This window comes from Shewanella insulae, from assembly GCF_009831655.1.
GTDB lineage: Bacteria > Pseudomonadota > Gammaproteobacteria > Enterobacterales > Shewanellaceae > Shewanella > Shewanella insulae.
This window is the reverse complement of record NZ_WRPA01000014.1, coordinates 62,068-85,750: the sequence shown is the minus strand read 5'-3', so window position 1 is coordinate 85,750 and position 23,683 is coordinate 62,068. Positions and strand designations below refer to the sequence as shown.

21 protein-coding genes are annotated in these 23,683 nt (G+C 55.2%); 13 read left to right on the top strand and 8 right to left on the bottom strand.

The window, feature by feature from the left end:
* Window positions 1-310 precede the first annotated feature (310 nt).
* Window positions 311-2,134 (top strand): translational GTPase TypA, encoded by a 1,824-nt coding sequence (gene typA / locus GNT65_RS15195; protein WP_338091784.1) that lies wholly within the window; start codon window positions 311-313, stop codon window positions 2,132-2,134.
* 796 nt (window positions 2,135-2,930) lie between these two features.
* Here the strand turns inward: typA and GNT65_RS15190 are convergent.
* The 4 genes from GNT65_RS15190 to GNT65_RS15175 form a co-directional block, all read right to left on the bottom strand.
* Complete coding sequence (locus tag GNT65_RS15190) at window positions 2,931-4,145, bottom strand: 4Fe-4S binding protein (RefSeq protein WP_160797701.1); 1,215 nt, start codon at window positions 4,143-4,145, stop codon at window positions 2,931-2,933.
* Window positions 4,146-4,369: 224 nt separating this feature from the next.
* Window positions 4,370-4,987, bottom strand: a complete 618-nt coding sequence (locus GNT65_RS15185) for a hypothetical protein (protein WP_160797699.1) — start codon at window positions 4,985-4,987, stop codon at window positions 4,370-4,372.
* A gap of 242 nt (window positions 4,988-5,229) precedes the next feature.
* Window positions 5,230-5,880: a DUF2959 domain-containing protein gene (locus GNT65_RS15180; RefSeq protein WP_160797697.1), complete on the bottom strand. Its 651-nt coding sequence runs from the start codon at window positions 5,878-5,880 to the stop codon at window positions 5,230-5,232.
* 24 nt (window positions 5,881-5,904) lie between these two features.
* Complete coding sequence (locus tag GNT65_RS15175; protein WP_011867341.1) at window positions 5,905-6,126, bottom strand: hypothetical protein; 222 nt, start codon at window positions 6,124-6,126, stop codon at window positions 5,905-5,907.
* A 134-nt stretch (window positions 6,127-6,260) separates the two neighbouring features.
* Between GNT65_RS15175 and GNT65_RS15170 the strand changes: the two genes are divergently transcribed.
* The 5 genes from GNT65_RS15170 to GNT65_RS15150 are packed head-to-tail and all read left to right on the top strand — an operon-like array spanning window position 6,261 to window position 9,695.
* Window positions 6,261-7,139 carry a virulence factor BrkB family protein gene (locus tag GNT65_RS15170; RefSeq protein ID WP_181006320.1) on the top strand — a complete coding sequence of 293 codons (879 nt, stop codon included), beginning with the start codon at window positions 6,261-6,263 and terminating at the stop codon, window positions 7,137-7,139.
* A complete protein-coding gene (locus GNT65_RS15165; RefSeq protein WP_160797693.1) occupies window positions 7,136-8,137 on the top strand; it encodes an alpha/beta fold hydrolase in 1,002 nt (333 codons plus the stop codon). Before GNT65_RS15170 ends, GNT65_RS15165 begins: the two co-directional genes overlap by 4 nt.
* A 28-nt stretch (window positions 8,138-8,165) precedes the next feature.
* On the top strand, window positions 8,166-8,729 hold the full coding sequence (locus GNT65_RS15160) for a hypothetical protein (RefSeq protein ID WP_160797691.1): 564 nt from the start codon (window positions 8,166-8,168) through the stop codon (window positions 8,727-8,729).
* A gap of 37 nt (window positions 8,730-8,766) precedes the next feature.
* A complete protein-coding gene (gene dtd / locus GNT65_RS15155; protein ID WP_160797689.1) occupies window positions 8,767-9,204 on the top strand; it encodes a D-aminoacyl-tRNA deacylase in 438 nt (145 codons plus the stop codon).
* A gap of 2 nt (window positions 9,205-9,206) precedes the next feature.
* Window positions 9,207-9,695, top strand: coding sequence for a thioesterase domain-containing protein (locus tag GNT65_RS15150; RefSeq protein ID WP_160797687.1), 489 nt, complete (start codon window positions 9,207-9,209; stop codon window positions 9,693-9,695).
* Window positions 9,696-9,840: 145 nt separating this feature from the next.
* On the opposite strand, the gene GNT65_RS15145 is transcribed toward GNT65_RS15150, so the two are convergent.
* Complete coding sequence (locus GNT65_RS15145; RefSeq protein ID WP_160797685.1) at window positions 9,841-10,407, bottom strand: NapC/NirT family cytochrome c; 567 nt, start codon at window positions 10,405-10,407, stop codon at window positions 9,841-9,843.
* Window positions 10,408-10,801: 394 nt separating this feature from the next.
* On the opposite strand from GNT65_RS15145, the gene GNT65_RS15140 reads away from it, so the two are divergent.
* From GNT65_RS15140 to GNT65_RS15115, 6 genes are all read left to right on the top strand, one after another.
* Window positions 10,802-11,239: a hypothetical protein gene (locus GNT65_RS15140; RefSeq protein ID WP_160797683.1), complete on the top strand. Its 438-nt coding sequence runs from the start codon at window positions 10,802-10,804 to the stop codon at window positions 11,237-11,239.
* Window positions 11,240-11,357: 118 nt separating this feature from the next.
* Window positions 11,358-11,795 (top strand): DUF2057 family protein, encoded by a 438-nt coding sequence (locus tag GNT65_RS15135; RefSeq protein WP_160797681.1) that lies wholly within the window; start codon window positions 11,358-11,360, stop codon window positions 11,793-11,795.
* Between the two features lie 185 nt (window positions 11,796-11,980).
* On the top strand, window positions 11,981-12,307 hold the full coding sequence (locus tag GNT65_RS15130) for a hypothetical protein (protein WP_308196650.1): 327 nt from the start codon (window positions 11,981-11,983) through the stop codon (window positions 12,305-12,307).
* 270 nt (window positions 12,308-12,577) lie between these two features.
* Window positions 12,578-13,111, top strand: coding sequence for a heavy metal-binding domain-containing protein (locus tag GNT65_RS15125; protein ID WP_160797677.1), 534 nt, complete (start codon window positions 12,578-12,580; stop codon window positions 13,109-13,111).
* Between the two features lie 23 nt (window positions 13,112-13,134).
* Window positions 13,135-14,862: an efflux RND transporter periplasmic adaptor subunit gene (locus GNT65_RS15120; protein ID WP_160797675.1), complete on the top strand. Its 1,728-nt coding sequence runs from the start codon at window positions 13,135-13,137 to the stop codon at window positions 14,860-14,862.
* Window positions 14,863-14,870: 8 nt separating this feature from the next.
* A complete protein-coding gene (locus tag GNT65_RS15115) occupies window positions 14,871-18,014 on the top strand; it encodes an efflux RND transporter permease subunit (RefSeq protein WP_160797673.1) in 3,144 nt (1,047 codons plus the stop codon).
* A 385-nt stretch (window positions 18,015-18,399) separates the two neighbouring features.
* On the opposite strand, the gene GNT65_RS15110 is transcribed toward GNT65_RS15115, so the two are convergent.
* On the bottom strand, window positions 18,400-19,179 hold the full coding sequence (locus tag GNT65_RS15110) for a VOC family protein (protein WP_160797671.1): 780 nt from the start codon (window positions 19,177-19,179) through the stop codon (window positions 18,400-18,402).
* Between the two features lie 184 nt (window positions 19,180-19,363).
* Here GNT65_RS15110 and GNT65_RS15105 point away from each other — a divergent pair, with 184 nt between their 5' ends.
* The gene (locus GNT65_RS15105; RefSeq protein ID WP_160797669.1) at window positions 19,364-19,777 is read left to right on the top strand and encodes a globin family protein; all 414 of its coding nucleotides are present in this window, start codon (window positions 19,364-19,366) and stop codon (window positions 19,775-19,777) included.
* A gap of 69 nt (window positions 19,778-19,846) precedes the next feature.
* Here GNT65_RS15105 and mtr read toward each other — a convergent pair whose 3' ends face one another.
* Together mtr and plsB are read right to left on the bottom strand one after the other, a co-directional pair.
* Complete coding sequence (gene mtr / locus GNT65_RS15100; protein WP_160797667.1) at window positions 19,847-21,103, bottom strand: tryptophan permease; 1,257 nt, start codon at window positions 21,101-21,103, stop codon at window positions 19,847-19,849.
* The gene (plsB, locus tag GNT65_RS15095) at window positions 21,103-23,526 is read right to left on the bottom strand and encodes a glycerol-3-phosphate 1-O-acyltransferase PlsB (RefSeq protein WP_160797665.1); all 2,424 of its coding nucleotides are present in this window, start codon (window positions 23,524-23,526) and stop codon (window positions 21,103-21,105) included. The genes mtr and plsB overlap by 1 nt, the downstream gene beginning before the upstream one ends.
* Window positions 23,527-23,683: the final 157 nt, after the last annotated feature.

Genomic DNA, 23,683 nt, shown 5'->3' with positions numbered 1-23,683 from the left:
CCAACGCGGTTCTGGCATGAGTAAAGCGAGACTCGTGCCAAAAGTTTAACGTATTGATTTTTATGAGAACTGTAAAGAAGGTGGGTGACGGGAAGCTCGGCATTGCACTGTTGTGGTGCAATAAATGCCTCTTATTGGTGCACTCACCAAGATGGTGCGCACCATGATAAACATGACTATTCATAGCTGACTAAAAAATAATCCTGTGCGAGAGCCCCTGGCTAGAGTAGAATGGCACGTTTTTTATTGCAACAGCTATTATTAGGGCTGTTATCAATACCCTATTTTTTTGATGGTAAGAGGTTTATCCGTGTTAGAGAATTTACGTAACATCGCCATTATCGCACACGTTGACCATGGTAAAACGACCCTGGTTGATAAGTTGCTGGCACAGTCTGGAACCCTTGAGACTCGAGGAGAGGCCGCTGAGCGGGTGATGGATTCCAACGATCTTGAAAAGGAACGTGGAATCACGATTCTGGCGAAGAATACTGCCATCAAGTGGAACGATTACCGTATCAACATCGTTGACACCCCTGGCCACGCCGACTTCGGTGGTGAGGTAGAGCGTGTTCTTTCTATGGTTGACTGTGTGCTACTGCTAGTTGATGCGGTCGATGGTCCTATGCCACAGACACGTTTCGTGACTAAGAAAGCCTTCGCGCAAGGTCTTAAGCCTATCGTAGTGATCAACAAGATCGACCGCCCGGGTGCTCGCCCCGATTGGGTTATCGATCAGGTATTCGACCTGTTCGACAACCTGGGTGCTACCGACGAGCAGCTGGACTTCCCAATCGTTTACGCCTCTGCACTGAACGGTTTCGCTACCCTGGATCCTGAAGAGACTGGCGCAGACATGACACCCTTGTTCGAGACTATCGTCGAGAAGGTTTCTTCACCTGACGCCGATGCCGAAGGTGACTTCCAGATGCAGATCTCTCAGCTGGACTACAACTCATACGTGGGCGTTATCGGCGTTGGCCGTATCAAGCGTGGTAGCGTTAAGGTGAACCAGCAGGTTACCGTAGTGGGCGCCGACGGCACCACACGTAACGGTAAGATCGGCCAGGTACTTGGCTACATGGGTCTGGAGCGTCACGAAGTGGAAGAGGCAAATGCCGGCGACATCGTGGCCATTACCGGTCTGGGTGAACTGAAGATCTCTGATACCATCTGTGCCGTGGGCAGTGCCGAAGCCCTGCCTGCGCTGTCAGTGGACGAGCCTACACTGACCATGACCTTCCAGGTCAACACCTCGCCATTCGCCGGTAAAGAAGGTAAGTACGTGACCTCGCGTAACATCCTTGAGCGTCTGCAGCAGGAGCTGGTACACAACGTGGCACTGCGCGTCGAAGAGACCGAGAGCCCGGATCGTTTCCGCGTATCTGGCCGTGGTGAGCTTCACCTGTCTATCCTGATCGAAAACATGCGCCGTGAAGGCTACGAGCTGGCCGTATCACGTCCAGAAGTTATCGTTAAAGAGATCGACGGCGAGAAGTGTGAGCCATACGAGACCCTAACCGTAGACGTTGAAGAAGAGCATCAAGGTGCGGTTATCGAGAAGCTAGGTACCCGTAAAGCTGACATGCGTGACATGCAGCCAGATGGCAAGGGTCGTATCCGTATCGACTTCATCATTCCTAGCCGTGGCCTGATCGGTTTCCAAACCGAGTTCATGACAGCCACCTCAGGTACGGGCCTTATCTACCACTCATTCGACCATTATGGTCCAGTGAAGGGCGGTGAGATCGGTCAGCGTCAGAACGGTGTGTTGATCTCTAACGCTACCGGTAAGGCACTGACCTTCGCCCTGTTCGGTCTGCAAGACCGTGGTCGTCTGATGATAGGTCACGCCGCCGAGGTTTATGAAGGCCAGGTAGTGGGTATCCACTCTCGTGCTAACGACCTAACGGTTAACTGTCTGAAAGGTAAGCAGCTGACTAACATGCGTGCCTCGGGTACCGACGAAGCTCAGGTACTGACACCGCACATTCAGATGACTCTTGAGCAGGCGCTCGAGTTCATTGATGACGACGAATTGGTAGAAGTGACTCCGCTGAGCATCCGCGTGCGTAAGCGTCACCTGACCGAGAACGATCGTAAGCGTGCCAGCCGCGCCTCGAAAGACGCTTAATTTGGCCCGCACCTTTTAGGTGCAGCCGATTAGCCCTAAACCCCGACCATGCAGATGGCCGGGGTTTTTTGTATCTGGCGTAAGCTGGCCAGATATTCAGCCGTGGCGCCAAGTTGGATACCTTAGGGGGCGTAGATGATATGGGTGTATAGCTGAGTTATTTGACACCATGGCTGCATGGTTAACCTATCGCCTGCCCGGCGAGGGATGAGTTGGATTTTAGCTATTGAGCTTCTGGCTCATGCAGTTGTTTGGCTGAGTTATTTAACACCAAGGCTTGGTGGTCAATCTATTGCCTGCGGCAGGTGCGGCAGGTGCAGCTGGGGAGCCATAGGCATCTTTTTGTTAGCATTTACCTGAACAGGAGTTTAGTGATGGTGTTTGCTTCCGTAACTGGATGGCTCATTTATCGCCTGTCCAGAGGGGGATGTGGTGGATTTTAGCCTTTGAGCTTCTGGCTCATACAGTTGTTTAGCTGAGTTATTTGACACCAAGGCCGCATGGTTAACCTATCGCCTGCCCGGCGAGGGATGTGCAAGCACTCTTTTAGCACGGTGAGTGAAGCGTAGCTTCTAGCTCACGAACGAGAGGCATGGATGCCGAACTGGCTGTTAAACAAGGATGTTGATCTATCCGAGGTGTCCATATAAGTGCTTGCGGCGTGTAGCAGCTGTATCTGCACAAAAGCGAGCCGCAGGCTATAGGTTGCAGCGAAGGTTAGACCTTCAATTTCCGCTCAGATAACCACTCCCTCTGGGGCACCCAAACCAAAAGGGTATCCCCTACCCAAAGGGCATCAATGCCCAATTGACCCCAAATGTTGTATCAAATACATCCGAATCTCGGTCGGCGTCTGGCTGACCCAGAATCCCCCTACATAGGCGATCAGCGGGATCATAAACAGCAGCAGTAACAGCATGATGGTGAGGCCACGGGCGGAGAGCTTGATGCCGTTGCGGGTGCTGAAGTGCAGTGCCTCCTGTTTCGGACAGGCGGAGACGCAGCGCATGCAGGCCTGGCATTCGTCCGAGCGTACCGTGCCTTGTTGATGCACCTTGATGTTGGCCGGGCAGGCGCGGGTACACTTGTCGCAGTTCATCCCCTTGGTTTCGATGAGGCAGTGCTGGGTGCTGCGGCGGATCTTAAACGGACTCAAGAAGCTGGTGAGGCCAAGCAGGGCGCCATAGGGGCAGATGTAACGGCAGAAGCCCTGGCGACGCCAGGCGGCCAGCAGCAGTATCATGGCGAAACAGGCCAGGGTGATGAGCCCAGGGGTGACGAAGAAGAGCGCCATCTTAAGGTCGGCGATCTTATGGTAGTTGCCTTCGAGATAGTGGGGAATACTCGCCGAGGGCATGCCGAGCACGATATAGAGCAGACCGGCAAGCAACAGGTATTTGAGCATGCGTAGCGGCCAGTCGAGCCAGGCCGGCGGCAGCAATTCACGCTTGATGAAGCGCTTTCTCAGCTTATACAGATATTCGCCGGCGAGCCCCAATGGGCAGGCCCAGCCGCAGAAGGCGCGTTTGCACAGCAAGCCGGTGAGGATCACCACGGCCAGCATCACGGCGGCGGCCGGATGGGTCTGATCCCAGATGCCCAGAGTGAGGATCGCCTTAAGTTCTATGGCACCGGCGATGGGCAGGAAGGCATCGCCCACGTCGGGCCGCATCAGGTAGGGGGTGATGCCCAGCTTGAGCATGACGGCGTTGGCCGCGTACTGGATGCCAACCAGCAAGATGGAGAGCGCCAGCAGGTGCTGTATCCCCTCCCTGAGCGTGTTAGCGCGCACCTCCCCCTTGACGAGATCGCTCTGATGTCTGTGAGCTAGGGCCAGCACGCCGGCGGCGAGCAGCAGGGCGATAAACAGTGGCCAGTAGAGGGTGACCAGTGCCGCGCCCAGCAGGGAGGCAGCGCTTACCACGGCGCCCCAGCGTTTGCCGCTCCAATAGAGCAGGCTGCAGGTGTAGAGCAGGGCCAGTGTCAGGGTCAGGGATTCGATAAAACTCATTGCCAATAACCAGTTAGGAGGCGGATATAGGTGAGAGTCAAGGGTCGGGGGAAGAGTTCTGACAGGGTTTCACTTGTGTGCGCTGGCTCGCTAAAAAGCCTGATTGGCTGTGAATTTAGGTGATCTTGGTCCTAGTGGCGTTAAAAAAACGGGAATAGAAAAGTGGGCATGGACAAGCGGGGATAAAAAAAGGCTGACACTCGTGTGCCAGCCAAAGGGAGAGGTTATTGGATGATGGCGCGAGCCTGCATCTCGTCGATGACGAAGCGGGTCAGTGCTTGAATGTTCTGCACCTCTGAGCCGCTATCTTTTGCATCTATGTCGGCCTGCCAGACGGTTTGCTTGGCCTGCTTGTCGTAGACCTGAACATGCAGTTTGTGTTGGCCTGAGCCCGCCCAGGAGATGAGTGAGCCCAGCTGAGTACCGACCCCCGGCTTGCCGCCGAGCATGTAGACCCAGCCACGGTGCTCCAAGTAGTCGTCATAGCCAAAGTTGTAGCCCTCGTCGGTTAGACTGATGATCAGTAACGCCTCGCTGGCCTGATTGTCGGCGTAGGCGGAAAGTGCAGCCTCGTCAGTGATAGAAGCTGTGTCTGGCAAGTTTACGAAGCTCGGTGTTGCGTTGACTTGGTGCTGACTTAGGTCTTCGGCCAGCAGGTTTTCTACCATCTTGCGCGAAGTTGGATCGGTTTGAGCGGCCATCACGGTCAAGCTCTGATACTGCTTGTTAAACTGATCACTTAGCTGTTCGGATGCTATTTCGTGAGGTTGGCTGCTGCAACCCGTCATCATGACAATACTGAGACTGGCGGCTGTAAATATCTTGAGTAGTTTGGCTGACATCTGTTTTTCCTCATCAAGCTGATTGAGTGACCTATTGGCCGGGTTCTGTTTGTATGAGGTCATTGTATGATGGGTAAGCAAAAGGTGAGTTGAAGAACCTTTAACCTAAACTATAAGCTTTGCTGGCAGCTTGTAATGGATGAGGTGAGGTTGGTTTTGAAAGCTTGGGGCGAGGCCGAATGGGAAGATGCTCTGCGGCAATGGTGAAGTAAAAAAAGCCCTAAGGTTAGGGCTTTCTGTGATTATTTATTGCCTTCCATCGACTGGATGAAGCGGTTGGACTCGGCAATCGACTTGTTCATCTCTTTGATCAGGCTGGAGATATCTGTCTGCAGGCTGGCAAACTCGCCCTTGATGGCACCTATGGCCTGGGCGTTGAGGTTATGCTTGAGGTAGAGCATGTTGTCTTTCATGGCGGTCAAGATGGGTGGCATCTTGCTTTCGGCGCGGCGCATGGTGCGCACCAGCTGTTCGTAGGAGCGGCGGGTTTCGCGCAACTTGGTTTCGCTGCTGCGACGCAGGCTGGCCTTGCTGATCTCGCCAATCTCTGCCTGCCATTCGTCAAACAGCGCCTCGGCCACATCTTCTACCTTGTCGATTCGGTTGCTTACCTCGTCGGCGGCCTCCTGGGACGACTCGTACTCATCCCTGGCCTTCTCGTAGGCGCTCTGCAGATCGCCACCATCGTGGTTGAGCAGGGCCTGCATCTCCTCCAGGGCCGAGCTAAATTGCTCCTGAGCCTCCTCTTGGGACTCCTTGGCGTCATTGACGCGATCCACCATGATGTCGCGTTTATGGTAGCCCACCTTCTCCATGGCACCATAGTAGGCGCTCTGACAGCCGCTGAGCATGACGACGGCGCCAAGGGCTGCTGCAGTTAATAGCTTTTTCATCCTGACGATTTCCTTGTTAGACGGTTAGTCGGCCTTGAATTTAGCGGCGTCTATGATGCTCCACAGGTGAGCGATACCGCCTATGATGGCAGGGACGATCAACCACCACAGGGCATAGCCCACTATGGTGACGACACAGAAGAGGAGTGCCGCCAGGATGCGTCCTTGTACTAATTGGCCCAGGCCAGGGAAAAAGAAACTTGCGATGGCGGCAATCACGTTGCCGGCCGAACCTTGTTGGGACATCAATTTCTTCCTTACACTTGTATCTAGTGTCTTTAAACTTGTAATCTTAATGTACCAAGATACGCAGTTAACCCTACTTGAATCAAGAGAATAACGTGATAAATAAAATAGATGTGAGCCTGCTTCGTTCGATCATGCTGGGTATCTGGCAATTCATGATACATCTAAAACAGCGGATCACGGAAGACCAGATAAATATGCGGGCGGGTCACCTGGCTTACGTTACCTTGCTCTCTCTGGTACCTATGGTGGCAGTGACCATGTCTATGCTGTCGGCATTCCCAGTGTTTAAGGGGATCCGCAGCCATATCGAGACCTTCATCTACGAGAATTTTATCCCCTCTGCCGGCGACAGCGTGCAGATGTATATCAACGAGTTTGTGGCCAACGCCTCCAAGGGCACGGCCGTGGGTATCGGCGCCCTGGTGGTGGTGGCTATTCTGCTGATCTCCAACATAGACAAGTCCCTCAACGGTATCTGGCGCACCACGGAGAAGCGCCCCATGGTGGTCTCCTTCTCCATGTACTGGATGGTACTGACCCTGGGGCCCGTATTGATGGGCGCCAGCCTGGTGGCCACCTCTTATGTTGTGTCGCTCAAGCTGTTTAGCGGCACGGATCTTAGCGGCGTGGTGCCCCTCTTGGTTGAGCGCCTGCCCATGTTCTTCTCTGTGGCTACCTTCCTGCTGATCTACATGGTGGTGCCTAATACCAAGGTGAAGTTTTTTCACGCCCTGCTGGGCGCCATAGTGGCGGCCCTGTTGTTTGAGCTGGGTAAGAAGGGCTTTGCCCTCTATCTCACCGAATTCCCCGCCTATGAGGCTATCTATGGGGCGCTGGCGACCATTCCTATCCTGTTTATGTGGGTATATCTCTCCTGGATTATCGTGCTGATCGGCGCCGAGATCACCGCGGCCATGCCTGAGTATCTCGACAAGCGTTTGATGGACCTGGTGAATAAGGAGCTGGCGGACGATGAGTCGGAGGAACATTTAGATGAGCACAAAGGGTGAGCCCCGCTAAGTCACATCCGCTGATCCGACAGGATTGGATCCATGTCGGCGAGGGGCACCAGCTGTTTCTGGCGCAATATGGTGATCCCCAGGGGATCCCTGTGCTCTATCTTCATGGCGGGCCCGGGGCGGGTTGTAATCCCCAGGAGCTGCGGCTGTTTATCGACCGCGGCTTTCACATCTATCTGCTGGACCAGCGCGCGGCGGGGCGTTCTAAGCCCTGCGGTGAGGTGGCTAATAACGATTTTCCCAGCCTGGTGAAGGATATCGAGCGGGTGCGTCACTGGGCGGGCGTCGAGGCCTGGTGCCTGCTGGGGGGCTCCTTCGGTGCGACCCTGGGCTATCTCTATAGCTGCATCTATCCCGAGCGGGTGTTGTCGCAGATCTATTGGGGCATGTTTATCCCTTCCGACGAGGGGATGCTGTGGCTCTACGGCCGTGGCGGTGCGGCGCAGATCTTCTCCAGCCAGTATCGGGAGTTTGCCGCTGGCAACGGTGATACACTCGATAGCCTGTTTAGCCATTTTACCGACAGCTTTAACCATCCCGATCCCGAGGTGCGTAGGCAGAGCGTGATGCGCTGGCTCGGCTGGGAGCTGGCCCTGGCTGTGCCGGGGTTTGAGCTGAGTGAGGCCCTCGCCGAACAGGGGGGCGCGCTGGCGAGGGTGGAACTGCATTATGCCCGCAACGATTATTTCGGTGGCTATCAACTGATGAAGCGGGTGGGCGGCGATCTCACCTGTCCCACCATTATACTGCAGGGGGAGCTGGACTGGGTCTGCCCCCAGCGCCTGGTGGATGAGTTTCTCGAGCATCACGGCCCCGAACTATTAAGGTCGCGTCTAGTTAAGGGGGGCTATCATACTCTCGCCGACGACAAGATGTGCCGGGCGGTCGCCGAGGCGGTGACTCAGATGGGACGATATTTGGCCACCGGCAGTTCCCCTAATTTGGTATCGACGCATGGTGGCGTCGATGAAAAGAGAGCAAACGAGTAACGAGCAATAGCTGAGAGGAAGCCGAGTGATGAAGAAGATACTAACTAGCGTGTTGGCGCTGATGATGTGCAACCAAGTGTTAGCTACCCAAGTGTTGGCCACCGAGCGTACCCCTCAGCCTGTGCCTGAGCGGGTCTATTTTAGTGGCATGAGTAACGAACTGGCCGCCGATGCTCTGCTGGTGTCGCTGATCAACAAGAACTATCTGGCTAAGAAGGTCGGGCCGAATAAGGTGGGCGTGCAGCTGGGCCAGCATCAGTTTGTATTGCAGCCGAGCCTAAACCCTGAGGGGATAGACCGCATCCTGGCCAGCCGGTTCTACGCGGTGAGCCCTCAGTTGGTGGGGTCCCAGGAGCTGATGGTACTCATAGGTACTCTGAATCATAAGCTCAACTTTGCCAAGTTCACCCTGAGGGAGGAGGGCAAGGTGATTCAGGTGCAGGGGGCGGCGACCTTTGTCGACACCCTTGAGTTGGAGGAGCTGCGTCGTTTCCTTATCTGGATCGACGATGCACTCTTGCGTGTGGGTCAGGCGATGCCAAATACCGCCGAGCAGCTGATCAAACCCATCCCGGTGATGTCGGCAAACTAAACCTTGAGATACGTAAAGCAGAGGAGTCGAGGGGCCAGTGATAGCCTTAATACAGAGAGTCAAACAGGCCAAGGTAGATGTGGATGGCCAGACCATAGGCGCCATCGATAAGGGGCTGCTGGTATTGTTGGGGGTCGAGCGTGAAGACGATCTGGCCAAGATGGAGAAGCTTGCCACTAAGGTGATGAGTTACCGCGTGTTTAGCGACGAGGCCGGTAAGATGAACCTCAACCTCAAGCAGGTGGGCGGCAGTCTCCTGGTGGTGTCTCAGTTTACCCTGGCCGCCGATACCGGCCGTGGCCTGCGCCCGAGCTTTTCCGGCGCAGGTACCCCGGAGCAGGCGAAGCAGCTCTATCAGGCCTTCGTGGATTACTGCGCCGCCCAGGGGGTAGCAGTGCAGACCGGGGAGTTTGCCGCCGACATGCAGGTCAGCCTGGTCAACGACGGCCCGGTCACCTTTAATCTGCAGGTGTGATCATGACGCCCAAGATAGAAGCTATAGAAGAGACAGAAGAGCGGCAGGAGATACAGGCATTACTCGGTGAGCTGCGGCGCACCTGGCACCAGACGATTCCTGTCAGTGCCTTCATGCAGATAGCGCCGGGAGCCTATCAAGATAAGACGCTGAGCGTGAGTGCGCCGCTAGCGCCTAACATCAACCTGCACCACACCATGTTTGCCGGCAGCATCTATACCCTGATGACCCTCACTGGCTGGGGTATGGTATGGCTGCAACAGCGCCTGGCTTGTGTCGAGGGCGATATCGTACTGGGACAGGCTGACATTCGCTACCTGGCGCCCGTGGGGGAATCGCCCGAGGCCCGGGTAAGTTGGCCTGAAACAGATCTAAGTGTGCTGGGGCAGGGGAAACGGGCCAAGGTGAAGCTGGAGGTGGCCCTCTATTGCGGCGAGCAGTGCTGCGCCCTGTTTCAGGGCACCTATGTCAGCCTGCCGAAGGCGGATTAGGGCTCGACCATTTGGCGTGAATATATTCCCTATTAGGCCATCTTAGGTTTGTGGGATGGGCCAGCGGGGATAAATACGTTGGCCGTCATATACAAAAAAAGCCTCACAGTGTGAGGCTTTTTCGTTTATTGAGCGCCAGGCTGTTTTATTTGCCCTTTGGGTAAGGGTGAGCGACGCCTTTGTGACAGTCTACACAGGTCTTACGCTTGTCAGCTGCTTTCTTGAAGTTGTTGGCGTGCATTCTCTTCGCCATCTTCTTCATGGTTTCTGGCTGGTTCTCGTAGATACGAGTGTGACAGTGCTGACAGTTAGCGCTGTCGTTAGCGCGGAAGTACTTAAGTGCCAGGTCGGCTTGCTCTTTACGGTTTTCATCCAACCACTCTTGAGTGTTGAAACCGTCGATAGTCAGGAAGCCGTATAGATCTTTAGATACGATGATCTTCTTGATCAGGTAGTCAACTGGGCCGTGTGGCAAGTGACAGTCTTGACACTGTACAGTCACACCGGCACGTCCGCCGCCGTGAGCCGAAGCCATCACTTCATCTTTCAGAGAGTGGTTGCTGTGGCAAGACATACAGAACTCATCTGTACTGGTTGCATGTAAAGTTTGTTGTGTCGCAAAGTAGCCCACAACACCGACTACAATACCCACCACGAGTAGGGCAAATATTGAGTATTTCGCGCTAGGTTTGAATAGTGCACGCCAGTTCATCACTCTATCTCCAAAATAATATGTTTATTATATCTATTATATTTAATGCATCTCTGTAGCTGAGAGTATAACCAGAAGACGCCACTTGATCTGGCTTTAAAACTGTAAAATGAGAGCTAGCTCTAACTCTATCTTACATAAGCAAGATTTTGTGAAATTGCTCATAATATATGCGCAATTACTAAAGTTATAGTAAAGCCTGGCACATAACAAGTTTGTGCCGATTTTTACTATTTAGTAATGATTTTGTTGGATTTTATAGGGTGATTATCTATCGCTAATATGACGATTGTTCGCGCAGCCGGAAAATAATTTAACTGGCCGTGAACCTTTTTTAAAGCCGACTGTCTATCATGGTAATCCCGGTTCAATTAACGACATCTTTGCAATTTATATGACACGTATCCTTGGCAAGTTTGTATTGATCATCGCCCTCCTGGGTCAGTTTATTCTGACACCAGCCATGGCCATGCCCAGTGCTCTCATGTCGTTGATGCATGGTGGTCAGATGGAGATGGCTCTCGATAAGCACATGGATATGAGCCTGGATGTGGCGCAGGCAAGCCATGGGGCTGTGAGTGGGCAGATGCCTATGTCTCATCAGGGTGAGCCGTGCAAGATGTCGGCTGGCAGTGAGCTGGTGGACTGTGAGGCCCTGTGTGCCGCCATGGGCCCTGGCGATTGTATGACCCACTGCGCCTCGACTCTTGGCAACCTGAGCGCCGCAGTGCCCTCACTGACCATTCATCCCCTGTCTGGTCCTATCGTCATCTCTGCCTGGTCTTTACAGACCGCCGATCTGACTCCCCTATCTCCCCCTCCCATTGGTTAATGGTTCGTCTTCAATTCGCGTAACGCACATGAACATGAATCTGCCGCGCCGCTAATCTAAGTTGGCGTGGCTAAGAAAAGTACCAATTTGTCAGGCCTGTGCCTGATGGGAGTCGATTATGAAAACACGTCATTTCTTTAGCAGCCTGTTTGCCGCCTTTGTTGCCCTTACATTAGTTAACACCGCCAGTGCCGCCAGCCTAACCCTACCCGATGAACTAGAGGTGCAGGGTGGGGACGTTCGAGTGGGCCATGAGCAGAGCGTGCTTAGCCTGGGAGCGGGTAAACAACTGGTCGAGCTGGTGTACCGTGACATCTTTGCCGATAACGCCGACGATTCCGGCGCCTGGTTCACCTCTGAGCCCCTCTACCTCACCTTAGATGTCGAAGGCGACGAAGCCTATCGTCTGGTGTTGCCCGAGATAGTGACAGAGCAAGATGCCCAGGCCTTTATCAGCGCGCCTACGGCCCGTCTGGTGTCACAAAGTGGCCAGCAACAGGAATTAACCCTGATGAGTCATCAACAGCTGATGGAAAAGATCTGGTTAGCACAGTAAGACGGTACTGAGGCAGGGCCTTGATTTTCTGGAAATGTGAGTTTTATCAAGGCCCAATCTGGATATCGTGGTAGACTTGGATCATCTCATTATAGGGTTACACCATGCGTCGTACGCTTAGGCACCACACATTAGTCGTCATAACACTGCTCGCTCTGCTGGGCCAGGTGTTAATGGCTAATGGTATGGCTATGGTCTCTTATGCGCAGGCGGATGAGCAGCCTATGATGCAGATGAATAATGGCGCTAACTGTCATGATGATAACGCGAAGATGCAATCTCACTGCTGCGATGATGAGCAAAATGTGCTTCCCGCTGCTCAGCATTGTTGTGAAGGCAAAGGATTTTGCAAGGGAGATTGTAATCACTGCGTGGTGATCTCCGTGACAGGCACGCTGTTTACCGTTACGCCCTGGCCTGGCGTAGCCGGTTCCGAGTCTATCCTGGCCACTCAAATGCCTCATTTCCACTCTATCTCTTTAGGCTCAGCCTTCCGACCGCCGATCGCCTGATCTCCTTTGGCGCCCGGTTGACGGCTGCCCGAGCTTAAATCGATAACCCTTTTTGTTTTATTAAATGTTTTGCTAGGTGTATTGGCGTAATTGATCCCTCTGCCTTGGAGTTTTCCAACTGCTGGGTGCGCCTCAATATTTACTTCACCGATGTTAAACGAAAAATGAATTATATTAGCCGCATATTAATTAGCTTAATTTAACTGCTTTAGGCTTAAGCCGCCTAAGTGTTGCGCGTTTTATGCGGTCATCCTTTGATGGAGTCCATAGATGAAAACCCTGATCAGTCTGATTTTAACTGCGTTTATCTTTGTGAGCACGGCCCCAATGGCCTTCGCCGAGCAGCATCATGCTGCGGCGGCCGAACAAGGTTATGACTGCCCTATGCATCCTGAGGTGAAAGGCGCCAAGGGCGATACCTGCCCTAAATGCGGCATGAACCTTGAGCCAGCGGCGCACCATGCCATGGCTAAACATCATGGCAAGGATTGCGACAAGTGTCCTCACCATCAGCATGCCAAGGCCGATAAGGCTGGCGGTTACGAGTGTCCTATGCACCCTGAGGTGAAAGGCGCCAAGGGAGATACCTGCCCTAAGTGCGGCATGAACCTGGAGCAGGCCAAGACGGCAAAGGCCGGCAAGTCATGCGACAACTGTCCTAAGCATAAACATCAGATGGCCAAGCAGGGCTATCACTGCCCCATGCATCCCGAAGTGAAGGGGGCGAAAGGGGATTCATGTCCTAAGTGTGGCATGTTCCTCGAGCCTGTGGCGAGTGCCGATAGCGGCCACAAGCATCACTAGTTTTTGAGTGGAGATGAGGCATTATGAGTCAGGTAAATTCGAATAACAGAGGCCAAAAGCTCGCTTATCTTTTGAGTCTTTTTATGGTGGCGACTCCGCAGCTGGGCCATACCCAGGCGCTCGAGGCCAAGGCCACCCAGAGCCATGCGGCTCATGAACATCAAGTTGGGGAGAAGACCTATGTTTGCCCCATGCACCCGGAAGAGACCAGCCACGAGCCTGGTAGTCGCTGCCCTAAGTGCAACATGTTCCTGGTAGAGCTGGAAAGCGAGACAAGTGAAACAACTAGGGCGGCCGAGCATGAGGAGAAGACCTATGTCTGCCCCATGCATCCGGAAGAGACCAGCCACGAGCCCGGCAGTCGCTGCCCTAAGTGCAACATGTTCTTGGTAGAGCAGGAAAGCGAGACAAGTGAAACAACTGGGGCGGCCGAGCATGAGGCGAAGACCTATGTCTGCCCCATGCATCCGGAAGAGACCAGCCACGAGCCCGGCAGTCGCTGTCCTAAGTGCAACATGTTCCTGGTGGCCGAGGAGGAAGAGGAGTCGACCAGCACCAAGGCGCAGCCCGAGATGGACCACAGCCAACACGACCCGCTGGCCCAGGCTAAGCCCGCCCCGCTCACAGGTGAGCCGTCGATCAAATATGTCTGCCCCATGCACGCCCATATCGTCAGTGATGTGCCCGGCACCTGTCCTATCTGCGGCATGAACCTGGAGAAGGTGGAGATGTCGGCAGATAGCCAGCAGATCGAGATAGATGTCTCCGGCAGCATGCAGCAGGCCCTGGCGCTTAAGGTCGCCAAGGCGGAGAAAGATACCCTGTGGAAGTTCGTGCAGACAGTGGGTCAGATAGGCTACGACGAGAGCCAGATCAACCATGTGCATGCCAGGGTCAACGGCTGGATCGAGAAGCTGGCCATCACCTCAGTGGGCGACAAGATCACCAAGGGGCAGCTCTTGTATGAGATCTACTCACCGGATCTGATCAATGCCCAGGACGATTACCTGTTGGCGCTCAGCAGCCTGCAGAGCTCCAAGGAGAGCCGCAACTATCAAGACCTGGTACGCAAGGCGGGACTGCGCCTCGAGTTGCTGGGAATGAATCAGTCACAGATCAAACGGCTGGCCAAGACCAAACAGACCCAGTATCGGGTGCCCTTCTATGCTAAGGCAGACGGCATCGTTAAGGCGCTGGCTGTGCGTGATGGCATGTATATTCAACCGGCCACGGAGGTGATGTCTGTGGTGGACCTCTCTAAGGTGTGGGTGATCGCCGACGTGTTCGAGAACGAGCAGAGCTGGCTCGCCACAGGACAACCAACAGAGGTCTCAGTGCCCGCCATGGGGCTCAAGGGGATCGAGGGCAAGATAGACTACATCTATCCCGAGCTGGATCCCGTGACCCGCAGCCTTAGAGTGCGTATCGTGCTGGCCAACAACGAGGTGGCACTGCGCCCCAATACCCTGGCCAAGATAGAGATCTACGGTGGCCCGAACGAGGATGTGCTGGTGATCCCGCAGGAAGCCCTTATTCAGACGGGTAAAGAGAATCGCGTCATCGTCAAGCAGGGTGACGGCAGCTTCCTGGCCCGCAAGGTCGCCGTCGGCATGATGTCTCAGGGCAAGGCGGAGATCCTAAGCGGCATCAGCGAGGGCGAACAGGTGGTAACTTCGGGTCAGTTCCTGCTCGATTCAGAGGCGAGCCTTAAGGGCAGCCTGATGCGTCTTAGCAGCGGTCATCAGCACTAGGGGGCGCTATGTTAAAGAAAATTATCGAGGCCTCCATCGCCCAGCGATTGATGGTGTTGATCATCGCCCTGATGATCACCGCCTGGGGCGTGCAGGAGCTGAGAAAGACCCCCCTGGATGCGCTGCCGGATCTGTCGGACGTGCAGGTGATCATCAAGACGCCTTATCCGGGTCAGGCGCCCAAGCTGGTGGAGGAGCAGGTGACCTATCCCCTGTCGACCGCCATGTTGGCGGTGCCCGGCGCCAAGACGGTGCGCGGCTACTCCTTCTTCGGTGACTCTTATGTCTATGTGATCTTCGAAGATGGCACGGATATCTACTGGGCGCGTTCCCGCGTGCTGGAATACCTGAGTCAGGTCAGCAGTCGCTTGCCCCAGGGGCTACAGCCATCGCTGGGGCCTGATGCCTCGGGCGTAGGCTGGATCTATGAGTATGCCCTGGTGGATCGCTCCGGCAACCTGGATCTCTCTCAGCTCAAGAGCCTGCAAGACTGGTACCTCAAGCTGGAGCTGCAGAGCGTGGCCGGGGTGTCCGAGGTGGCGACCGTCGGCGGCATGGAACAGACCTACCAGATAGTGATCGAACCCGACAAGCTGGCTATCTATAAGCTGGACATTGCCGCGGTGAAGAACGCCATCAACAAGTCCAATACCGAGGCGGGCGGCTCAGTGATCGAGATGGCCGAGGCCGAGTATATGGTGCGCGCCAAGGGCTATCGTCAGACCCTAGATGATTTCAGGGAGATCCCTCTGGGGGTCACCAGTCCGTCGGGCACCGCGCTGCTACTCAAAGATGTGGCGACCGTGCGTAAGGGGCCTGCTTCGCGGCGGGGCATTGCCGAGCTCGATGGCGAAGGTGAGGTCGTCGGCGGCATCATAGTGATGCGCTACGGCGAGAACGCCCTGGCTACCATAGATGCGGTCAAGGCCAAGCTTGAGCAGCTAAAGGCGGGCCTGCCCCAAGGGGTGGAGATCATCCCCACCTATGACAGATCTGAGCTGATCAACGAGTCGGTGGACAACTTGTTCCACAAGGTGATCGAAGAGATGCTGGTGGTGGGCCTGGTGTGTCTGCTGTTCCTGCTCCATGCACGCTCGACCCTGGTTGCTGTGATCACCCTGCCGCTGTCGATTCTGATCGCCTTCATCGTGATGAATAAGATGGGGGTGAACGCCAACATCATGAGTCTGGGCGGTATCGCTATCGCTATCGGCGCCGTGGTGGATGGCGCCATCGTGATGATCGAGAACATGCACAAGCACCTTGAGCACTTCAAGGACGAGTACCGCAGGGATCCGGACAACAAGGAGCATTGGCACATAGTCGCCAAGGCCTCCATAGAGGTGGGTCCGGCGCTGTTTTTCTCGCTGCTGATCATCACGCTAAGTTTCGTGCCCGTGTTTGCCTTGGAGGCCCAGGAGGGCCGCCTGTTCAGTCCGCTGGCCTACACCAAAACCTTCGCCATGGCCGCGGCGGCGATTCTGTCGATCACCTTAGTGCCTATCCTGATGGGCTACTTTATTCGCGGCAAGATCCCCAAGGAGACCAGCAACCCTATCAGTCGTGTGCTGATCGCCCTCTACAAGCCGGCGCTCAAGCTGGTGCTGCGTTTCCCCAAGATCACCCTGATGCTGGCAGTCATCGCCCTGGGTAGCGCCTGGTATCCTGTGACCAATATGGGGAGCGAGTTCATGCCAGAGCTGGAGGAGGGGGATCTCCTCTATATGCCGACGGCACTGCCTGGTATAAGCGCCAGTAAGGCGGCAGAGGTGCTGCAACAGACCGACAGGCTGATTAAGACGGTGCCCGAGGTGAGTCGGGTATTCGGTAAGGTGGGACGCGCCGAGACGGCGACCGACCCCGCGCCGCTCACCATGCTGGAAACCACTATCATGCTCAAGCCAAGAGAGGAGTGGCGTGAGGGCGTCGACCTGCAGGGGGTGATCGACCAGCTACAGAAGACGGTGAAGGTGCCAGGTTTGACGAATGCCTGGGTGCAGCCAATCAAGACCCGTATCGACATGCTCTCGACCGGTATCAAGACCCCTGTGGGGATCAAGATAACCGGCGCCGACGTCAACGAGCTGCAGAAGGTGGGCGCCGATATCGAGGCGATCCTCAGTCAGCTGCCCAACACCAAGTCTGCCTATGCCGAGCGGGTGGGCGGTGGCCGCTATGTTGATATCACGCCCAAGCTCGATGTGGCCTCGCGCTACGGCATGACCCTGACCGACATTCAGGATGTGGTGCGTTATGCCATCGGCGGCATGGACATAGGCGAGTCGATTCAGGGAGCAGAGCGTTACCCGATCAACCTGCGTTATCCTCGTGCGCTGAGGGACAATATCGAGAAGCTCAGGGAGTTGCCGGTGATCACTAAGTCGGGTCACTATCTGCCGCTGCGTAACCTGGCGGATATCGAGATCACCGACGGTGCGCCTATGCTCAAGAGCGAGAACGGCCGCCTGATCTCATGGGTGTTTGTGGACATTCAAGACACCTCCATCGGCGAGTATATTAAGGAGGCCAAGGCGGCGCTGGATCAGCAGCTCAAGGTGCCACCGAGATACAGCTACAACTTCGCCGGCCAGTATGAGTATATGCAGCGGGTCGATGCCAAGCTGAAGAAGGTGATTCCTATGGCGCTTGGGGTGATCTTTATCCTGCTGATGATGACCTTTGGCTCGCCGCTCCAGGCCTCGATCATCATGCTAAGCCTGCCCTTTGCCCTGGTGGGTAGCACCTGGTTGCTGTTTGCCCTCGACTTCAACATGTCGGTGGCAGTGGCGGTGGGGATGATTGCCCTCGCCGGGGTGGCGGCTGAGTTTGGGGTGGTGATGTTGGTCTATCTCAACAATGCCATCAAGCATCGTCAAGACACAGGTGGCTACGAGTATGTGGCGGATCTCAAGGAGGCGCTGATAGAAGGCGCCGTGATGCGCATTCGTCCCAAGGCTATGACGGTGGCGACCATCTTCTTCGGCCTCCTGCCTATCATGTGGGGCGCCGGGTCTGGTAACGATGTGATGCAGAAGATCGCCGCGCCTATGGTGGGGGGCATGATCACCGCGCCGCTGCTGTCGCTGTTCGTGCTGCCGGCTCTCTACCTGCTTATCTATGGCCGCCGCTTGAAACACTCGGCCGAGACCTGATTCTGGCTGACATTAGTTCAGGTACAAAAAAGCACTGCTTAGGCAGTGCTTTTTTTATGGACGACGAGCAGGTTATTTTTGACAACGGCCAATATTTGAGCCTGTCGAGCGTACTCGCTTACATTGCTGGCTAGCCTTGTTGCTGCTGTTGTCGGCGGTGGTTTCTACTTCTGACTCTTGGGTTGATGCACAGCCGCTTAGGCCAATTACGAGAGTCGTCGCCATGATAGGCATCCATTTTTTTAGCATGGTAATACATCCCTGATTTGTGGTTAACAAGATTGCCAAAATAGATTCGCAATGTTTCGAACCTAACCAAAACAAAGAGTTAAAACAATGCCTGATCCTCATCCCGACTCAAGATTAGCGCTTTACTACTAGAGGTTTAGGTTACATTGAGCCTTATGACTGACAAGGTGCCACCCTGGGGGTCGTTGATCACAGAGAAGCGTCCCACATCGGGAATATCTGTCGGCGGCACGCATACCTGGCCACCTATCTCAGTGGCCTTGGCGACCGTGGCATCACAGTTGTCCACCATGATGTAGGGCATCCAGTGTGGCGGCATATCGCCCCACTCCTCGGTCATGGCCATCATGCCGCCGACGGCGCGCTCGCCCTGTAACCATTCATAGTAGGTGAAGTCTTCCATCTGAGATTCACGCACCTCCCAGCCCATGACCTTAGTGTAGAAGGCTTGGGCCTTGGTGGTATCGCGACAACAGAGCTCGGCCCAGCAGAGGGTGTTTGGCTCGCCCATGCGCATGGAGCCGATGTGGGCACCGGCCTGCCAGAGGGCGAAGCTGGCTCCTTCGGGATCCAGGCATTGGGCCATCTTGCCCGCATCGCCTACGCTGTGAGGGCCGAGAATCACCTGGCCACCGTTAGCCAATACGGCCTCCAGGCTCGCCTCGAGATCGTCGACGGCGAAGTAGATGCTCCAGTGGGTCGGCACCTTATCGTCGATCATATTTTGCGGCAGCTGATACATGGCGCCGATATCGTCATCCTCAATGGCAAACATGGTGTAGACACCGTCGGGGATCGGCATATCCTTGAGCTGCCAGTCAAACAGCGCGCTGTAGAAATGTTTACCCGAGGCGGCCTCGTGACTGGCCAGTTCGATCCAACAGGGGTCGCCATGTTGATAGCTAGCAATCTTCATCTTTGAGTCCTTTGCTGAGGAAGGTGCGAATAAGTCCCGTGCTTGCTGTGCGACGACTTGTTCGCACCTTCTCTAATGAAAAATCTGTCGTGATATCAATTTAGTTAAGCCTGTTTTACGATTTATGTCTATGCTGTGTGGAGAGTTATTGCGAAGAGAGAGTTATTCAGAAGAGGGAGTTTCGATGAGCCTGACGTCCACCCAGATAGATTTAGTACAAACCTCATTTAAACAGGTCGAGCCCATCGGTGAGCAGGCCGCGGCGATTTTTTACGACGCCCTGTTTCAGATCGATCCCAATCTACGGCCGCTGTTTAAGCAGGACATACGTGCTCAGGGGCGTAAGCTGATGGCTATGCTGAAGGCGGCGGTGGAGGGACTGACAGATCTCGACGCCTTGGTGCCTAAGCTGCATGATCTGGCGCGTCGTCACCAAGCCTATGGTGTCAGGCAATCCCATTTCACCCCCGTAGGCAATGCCCTGCTCTATACCCTGAAGACAGGACTGGGGGAGGCCTACACCCGCGAGGTGCGCGAGGCCTGGGTGGCGGTGATCCATCTGGTGGCCGATACCATGAAGCCGCTTCTGGATAGATAATTTGTGACATTTTAAAGACTAAAGGCGCTCATCGAGCGCCTTTTTCTGCTTAGGAGATAGCCTTTGAGGCTAGCCGTACATGGGCAGTAGATCTGCCATGGCCAGCAGGTGACAGGCCGCGGTCAACAGACCGTAGAAGATCACTATGGCGATAACCAGGGTGCCGCCCGGTACCCTAAAGCTTTGACTGTCCGGGAACATCTGCCTAGCGCGATAGGCCATCAGCGCTGGCACTATGGCGGCCCAAATCGTGGCGGCAAGCGCGGCAAAGCCGATGGCGATCAGGAAGCCGTTAGGAAACAGCAGACCTAACACGGTCGGTGGCAAAAAGGTCACTGCCGCCGTCTTGAGGCGTCCGGTGCGCGACTCATCGAAACCAAACAGGTCGGCGAGATAGTCGAACAGTCCAAGTGTCACCCCCAAGAAGGAGGAGGCTACCGCCAGGTTGGCAAACAGGGTCAGCATAGTCGTCAGCCAGTCGCTGGCCATCACATCCGAGAGCGCCGCAACCAACACACCCATGTTACCGCCCTGGGCAATTACCTCGACAAAGCCGCTGCGAGTGATGTTTCCCATGGTGGCAACCAGCCAGCACAGATAGATAACGAAGGCGATGAGGGTACCTAAGGTAATCGCCTTGACGATAGTAGCTGGATCCTTGCCATAGTATTTCACCAGGCTAGGGACGTTGCCGTGATAGCCGAAACTCACCAGACCGAAGGGGATGGCGGCCAGCATATAGGGCAGATAACTGGTCTCGCCGTCGGGCACAAACAGCTTGGCGGGTTCAACTTCGATAAGCAGATTGCCTATGGCGAGGAAGAAGGTGATGATCATCCCGCCGAGCATTATGGTGGTAATGCGATCCACCGCCTTGGTGCTGATAAAGACGATAATCGCCAGGCCAACGGCAAATACTAGGCCAGCCAGACTCTGGGGCAGCTCGACCCCTAAGCTACTCAGGCTGTGGTTGACGATAGAGCCGCCACCACTGATATAGGCATAGGCCAGAATATAGAGCACGAAGGCGATAGAGAGGCCGTTGACGATACGCCAGAAGTTACCCAGGGTATCCCGGGTAAGGGTATCGAAGCTGGCACCCGGCTCGTAGTGCAGGTTGGTTTCCAGTAACAGCAGGCCCGAGACCAGCATGCAGAACCAGACGCCCAGCATCATGAGCACAGAGTAGCTAAACCACATGCCGGCACCGACCACAGGTAGGGAGAACATTCCCGCGCCGACCGCCGTGCCCGCGATGATCATGGCGCCGCCCAGCAGCGACTTACCCGAGGCCTTATGTTTGGCCGCGTTCATATGATTGGCCATTAGGCTTGATGCTCCGCGGCAACGCTGTCGACTATGGTCTGTCTAACCGAGGTGCGCAGCAGGCTGTTGGCCCGTGTGCGGATACGCTGAACATCTTCCCTGTGGCTGTCATCGGCCAGGTAACCCAGCTCCTTGAGCTTGACGCTCAGGGTGCCGTAGAGCTTCTTGTCATAGAACTCAGGGGCAGTGATGCCATGGAGCGCGCCTAGGCGCTGAGCCAGCTTGTGGCTGTCACTCTCTAGCTCAGAGCGCTCAATCTTAGGTGAGGCCGCTAGCAGGTTGAAGATGATGGCATAGCGCTGCATGGTCTCGCTGATGGTACCGGCCAGCAGCAATAGCTGGTTGAGACCGTCAGGCTTGACGCTGAAATGCTCATCTTCGTCGATTAAGCCTTCGGCCAGCAGCTGATCCAGCAGCTGATTCACATAGGTCTCGAGATTATCTATGCCCATGAACAGTTCGGCCTGTAGCAGTGGGTAGAAATCATTCACCGTGGCGATGATCTCTTCTCTGGTACACTTGTCCTGCTGCGTCAGGCAGCTGGCGATCAAGGATGGGATCACCAACAGATGAATGATGTTGTTGCGATAGTAGGTCATGGCGATCGCCAGGTTCTCATCGATGGAGATGATGTCACCAAGCGGGTCGCTGTCCAGCTTGAGCTTCTTCAGCTCAAGGCCCTGGGCGATCAGCTTGGCGCCATCGCCTTCGACCACAGAGGTGTAGTCTGTGTAGGGCACGCTCTTAAGCAGCGACAGGTAGAGATCCAGCTGCTTCTCCAGCTGACTGCGCTGCAGGGCGTTCTGCTCAGAGGCAAGCAGCACCAGGCTGGTCAGGGTGATCGAGCTGACGGCGGCGGCATCGTTGATGCGGGTCATGACGCGATTGGCCAGGGTGTTGACCACTGGGGTCAGCCAACTTGGCTTCTGCTCGGGATCCTGGGCCAGCTCTTCGCGCCACTCGGGTACCTGCTCGTTGAGGTAGTTATGCAGGGTGATCGGCTCACCGAAGTTAACATAACCCTGACCGAAGTTACCCAGCTTACGTATGGCACCAAACACCTGCCACACAGATTCTTTCTGCTTCTTCTTACCGCTCAGCTCCTTGTGATAGGTGGCTACCTCCATCACATGGTCGTAGCCCAGATAGACGGGCACCAGAGTGACGGGACGCTCGACGCCACGGAGCACGCTGTTGAGTGTCATGGCGATCATGCCCGTCTTAGGTGCCAGCAGGCGACCCGTACGTGAGCGGCCGCCCTCGGTGAAATACTCCACCGAATAGCCCTTGGCAAAGAGCTGATCCAAGTACTCACGGAATACCGCGGTGTAGAGCTTGTTGCCACGGAAGCTGCGACGAATAAAGAAGGCGCCACCGCGGCGGAACATGGGGCCGGCGGGCCAGAAATTGAGATTGATACCGGCGGCAATATGCGGCGGTACCATGCCCTGATAGTAGAGGATATAAGAGAGCAGCAGGTAGTCCATGTGGCTACGATGACAGGGCACATAGACGATCTCGTGGCCGTCGTGGTGCAGCTGACGGATCTGCTCGGCGCCCTTGATATTGATCCCCTTGTAGAGCTTGTTCCATAGCCAGGTGAGGAAACGCTCGGCGATACGCACCAGGCTGTCAGAGTAGTCGGCGGCGATCTCATCGAGATATTCCATGGCGGTCTCACGGGCCTTAGCCTCGGAGATCTTCTTGCTCTGAGCCTCTTCTAGAATCGCCTTCTTCATCGATTCGGATTTCAGCAGGGCGTGGAACAGGTTCTGACGGTTAGGCAATACCGGCCCAGTCATCACCTTGCGCTGGCGACTGAAGTGGACCCTTGCCACACGGGCTAGCTTATGGGCGATACGTTTGTCGGTGCCATGCTCGTCGGCCATGTAACGCAGTGACATGGCATTGGAAAATTGCACAAAGTTGTGGCGACCGAGAAAGAGGATCATCAGACACTTACGCAGCCAGGTGGGATTTTCACGCTCGAGGACGGCGGCCTTCATGGTGTCATCTTCCTTGCCTGGGGTGCGGCCCCAGTAGAGGCTGACTGGCACCAGCTGGATATCCAGCTCGGGATGTTTCTTGTGGGCACTCAGCAGGCGCGAGAAGCTGTCGAGGTAAAACTCGTTGCCTTCGCGCTCGCCAAATAGCGGCTTGGCTCCTTCGACACAGACGACTCGCGGCGCCTGTTCACCCTCGACGTCCAGGCTCTGATAGGGGCTGGGTAGGCCGAGTCGTTCGGTCACCTCGCTCAGGGCGGCGATGTCGCTGATCGATTCTGTCTTCATTACATAGACCAGGGGTCTGTCTGAATCCAGGTTGAGATCGGCAAAGGGATCCTGAGGCACCACTATGGTGTGCACGAGTTTCTTCTGGATCCAACGTAAGGATTTAAACCAAAGAGAGTCTTGTTTGGACATTATTCTTTATGCATAGGAGTCATGTTTAATAACGGCATAGAATACCAGAAAATGAACACTAATCCCTAATTTGTCTGCCTGTATGCGACATAAGAGGTTGGGGCGATCTAACTGGTGCGGATAAGCCGTAAAAAGCGCCCTAAAATGGGCGCTAGAT

What these genes read in the sequence shown, in the direction of transcription:
- GNT65_RS15190 (WP_160797701.1), bottom strand. Translation starts at nt 4,145, where the DNA reads ATGAGTTTTATCGAATCCCTGACCCTGACACTGGCCCTGCTCTACACC.
- GNT65_RS15185 (WP_160797699.1), bottom strand. Translation starts at nt 4,987, where the DNA reads ATGTCAGCCAAACTACTCAAGATATTTACAGCCGCCAGTCTCAGTATT.
- GNT65_RS15180 (WP_160797697.1), bottom strand. Translation starts at nt 5,880, where the DNA reads ATGAAAAAGCTATTAACTGCAGCAGCCCTTGGCGCCGTCGTCATGCTC.
- GNT65_RS15175 (WP_011867341.1), bottom strand. Translation starts at nt 6,126, where the DNA reads ATGTCCCAACAAGGTTCGGCCGGCAACGTGATTGCCGCCATCGCAAGT.
- GNT65_RS15170 (WP_181006320.1), top strand. Translation starts at nt 6,261, where the DNA reads ATGCTGGGTATCTGGCAATTCATGATACATCTAAAACAGCGGATCACG.
- GNT65_RS15160 (WP_160797691.1), top strand. Translation starts at nt 8,166, where the DNA reads ATGAAGAAGATACTAACTAGCGTGTTGGCGCTGATGATGTGCAACCAA.
- GNT65_RS15150 (WP_160797687.1), top strand. Translation starts at nt 9,207, where the DNA reads ATGACGCCCAAGATAGAAGCTATAGAAGAGACAGAAGAGCGGCAGGAG.
- GNT65_RS15145 (WP_160797685.1), bottom strand. Translation starts at nt 10,407, where the DNA reads ATGAACTGGCGTGCACTATTCAAACCTAGCGCGAAATACTCAATATTT.
- GNT65_RS15140 (WP_160797683.1), top strand. Translation starts at nt 10,802, where the DNA reads ATGACACGTATCCTTGGCAAGTTTGTATTGATCATCGCCCTCCTGGGT.
- GNT65_RS15135 (WP_160797681.1), top strand. Translation starts at nt 11,358, where the DNA reads ATGAAAACACGTCATTTCTTTAGCAGCCTGTTTGCCGCCTTTGTTGCC.
- GNT65_RS15130 (WP_308196650.1), top strand. Translation starts at nt 11,981, where the DNA reads ATGGCTATGGTCTCTTATGCGCAGGCGGATGAGCAGCCTATGATGCAG.
- GNT65_RS15125 (WP_160797677.1), top strand. Translation starts at nt 12,578, where the DNA reads ATGAAAACCCTGATCAGTCTGATTTTAACTGCGTTTATCTTTGTGAGC.
- GNT65_RS15120 (WP_160797675.1), top strand. Translation starts at nt 13,135, where the DNA reads ATGAGTCAGGTAAATTCGAATAACAGAGGCCAAAAGCTCGCTTATCTT.
- GNT65_RS15115 (WP_160797673.1), top strand. Translation starts at nt 14,871, where the DNA reads ATGTTAAAGAAAATTATCGAGGCCTCCATCGCCCAGCGATTGATGGTG.
- GNT65_RS15110 (WP_160797671.1), bottom strand. Translation starts at nt 19,179, where the DNA reads ATGAAGATTGCTAGCTATCAACATGGCGACCCCTGTTGGATCGAACTG.
- GNT65_RS15105 (WP_160797669.1), top strand. Translation starts at nt 19,364, where the DNA reads ATGAGCCTGACGTCCACCCAGATAGATTTAGTACAAACCTCATTTAAA.
- mtr (WP_160797667.1), bottom strand. Translation starts at nt 21,103, where the DNA reads ATGGCCAATCATATGAACGCGGCCAAACATAAGGCCTCGGGTAAGTCG.
- plsB (WP_160797665.1), bottom strand. Translation starts at nt 23,526, where the DNA reads ATGTCCAAACAAGACTCTCTTTGGTTTAAATCCTTACGTTGGATCCAG.